The following is a 2,221-nucleotide window of genomic DNA, read 5'->3' as shown; positions in this document are numbered from 1 at the left end:
ACGCCCTGATCCTCCAGCGAGGTCGGGTCCAACTGATAGGCCTCGCCGCACTGGTAGAAGGTCGCCAGCGCCTTGCCCGCATGGACCACCACGTCGGTGCTGGCCGAATCCTTGATGCCGCCATGGGCGCCGAAGCCGGGGCGTTTCGACACTTCCGGCCCGTCCATCATCCCGCCCCACAGGCTCTCGCCCGCCTGCTGCTCCGCCTGGAAACAGCGGCTGCGCACGAAGCGGTTGCGATAGTCGGCCTTGCCGTTGCGGAAGCTGATCTGATGCAGCATCCCGTCCCCGTCGAAGGGATGATGACGGCCCAAGGGCGTGTGAATCTGGTTCTCGGTGTTGCGGATATAGACGCCGTCGATATCGGCCGGGATCGCCCCCTCGATCACCTCCAGATCAACCGCGTTGACCTCCTCATGCTGAGGCGTCCACGGCCCGCTAAGGTAGGGGTGATTGCTGGGTTTCAGGGTCGCGACGATGGGCGACAACCGCTCGATCTGCATGGCTCATCTCCTGGCTCTGGACGAAGCCTCGCCTTTTTGGTCTATTTACGCAAGTTATAGATCGGCACGGCTGAGCCGGGCGTGTGATCACCCGTTCGGCGAGGATTTCTCCATGTCCCAGACCATCACCTTCGAGGGGTCCGGCCCCGTGCGGGCGGGGCATGAGCTGCCGGTCGAGCGCCTGACGGCCTGGCTGCATCAGCATGCGCCGGAGATGCGTGGCCCCCTCGACATCCGCCAGTTCAACGGCGGTCAGTCCAATCCGACCTATCGTCTGGACACACCCGGAAAATCCTGTGTCCTGCGCCGCAAGCCGGGCGGTCCCGTCCTGAAAGGCGCCCATGCGGTCGAGCGCGAGCATCGCGTGATCTCGGCCCTGCACGCCGCCGGCTTCCCCGTCCCCGCTCCCCTGATCCTGTGCGAGGACGAGGCCGTCATCGGCTCGACCTTCATGGTGATGGAGATGGTCGAGGGCCGCATCTTCTGGTCCCCCACCCTGCCCGCTCTGACGCCAGAGGAACGCGCCGCCCATTTCGACGCCCTGAACGCCACGATCGCCCGTCTGCACAGCCTCGACATCGAAACGCTCGGCCTGGATGACTACGGCCGTCCCGGCGCCTTCTTCGCGCGCCAGATCGCCCGCTGGTCGCGCCAATATCAGGAAGACGACCTGGCCGGGCGCGATCCCAACATGGACCGGCTGGTCGCCTGGCTGCCCGAGAACATGCCCGAGGACGACGGCGCCGCATGCGTGGTTCACGGCGATTTCCGCGCCGACAACCTCATCTTCGCCCCCGACAGCGCCAAGGTGCGGGCCGTGCTGGACTGGGAGTTGTCGACCCTGGGCCACCCCATGGGCGACTTCACCTATCACCTGATGATGTATCGCCTGCCGCCATCCATGATCGGCGGCTTTGCAGGCGCCGACCTGAAGGCCCTCGGGATTCCCAGCGAAGCCGACTACCTGGCCGCCTATTGCGAGCGGGTGGGTCGCGCGCCGCCTACGCCGGACGAACTGCGCTTCTACATGGCTTTCAACATGTTCCGGCTGGCGGCCATCTTCCACGGCATCAAGGGGCGGATCGCGCGCGGCACCGCCGCGTCCGCTCACGCCCAGACCATGGCCGACAACCTGCCCGCCCTCGCCGCCCTGGCCTGGGCCCAGACGGAGACGACATCATGAGCCACAATGATCTCGATCAGGGCCAGGCCATCGCCGCGCGCGTCGAACGCTTCGTGCGTGATGTCGTCATTCCCTATGAGAAGGACCCGCGCGCCACGTCGCACGGCCCGACCGACGACCTGGTCGTCGAGCTGCGGACCCTGGCGCGCGCCGCCCGGCTGATGACGCCGCACATCGGGGCCGACGGCTCGCACCTGTCGCAGCGCTCGACGGCCCTGGTGTTGCAGGCCTCCGGCCTGTCGCCGCTAGGCCCCGTCGCCCTCAACGTCATGGCCCCGGACGAGGGCAATATGTATCTGCTCGGCCAGGTCGCCAGCGAGACTCAGAAGCGCCGCTTCCTCGCCCCCCTGGTCAGCGGTCAGGCGCGCTCCGCCTTCTTCATGACCGAACCCGCCGAGGACGACGGCGCGGGCGCCGACCCCTCCATGCTGAAGACCACCGCCGTCCCGGACGGCGACGGCTGGCGCATCAACGGCCGCAAGGCCTTCATCACCGGCGCGGTCGGCGCCTCGGTCGGCATCGTCATGGCCCGCAC

General features: G+C 67.5%; 3 protein-coding genes. 2 read left to right on the top strand and 1 reads right to left on the bottom strand.

Annotation, left to right across the window (positions count from 1 at the left end; genetic code table 11):
• Window positions 1–503: carotenoid oxygenase family protein (locus VGE49_RS00720; protein ID WP_331032674.1), on the bottom strand; the 503-nt coding region annotated here is incomplete at its 3' end.
• Window positions 504–615: 112 nt separating this feature from the next.
• Here VGE49_RS00720 and VGE49_RS00715 point away from each other — a divergent pair.
• Together VGE49_RS00715 and VGE49_RS00710 are read left to right on the top strand one after the other, a co-directional pair.
• Window positions 616–1,686, top strand: coding sequence for a phosphotransferase family protein (locus VGE49_RS00715; protein WP_331032673.1), 1,071 nt, complete (start codon window positions 616–618; stop codon window positions 1,684–1,686).
• Window positions 1,683–2,221: acyl-CoA dehydrogenase family protein (locus tag VGE49_RS00710; protein ID WP_331032672.1), on the top strand; the 539-nt coding region annotated here is incomplete at its 3' end. The genes VGE49_RS00715 and VGE49_RS00710, both read left to right, overlap by 4 nt.

This window comes from Brevundimonas sp. (assembly GCF_036405315.1).
In the GTDB taxonomy this organism is placed as follows: domain Bacteria; phylum Pseudomonadota; class Alphaproteobacteria; order Caulobacterales; family Caulobacteraceae; genus Brevundimonas.
This window is presented reverse-complemented; position numbering and strand designations above follow the sequence as displayed.

Bases quoted from the DNA above. Each gene is read 5' to 3' on its own strand.
- VGE49_RS00715 (WP_331032673.1), top strand. From the start codon at position 616: ATGTCCCAGACCATCACCTTCGAGGGGTCCGGCCCCGTGCGGGCGGGG.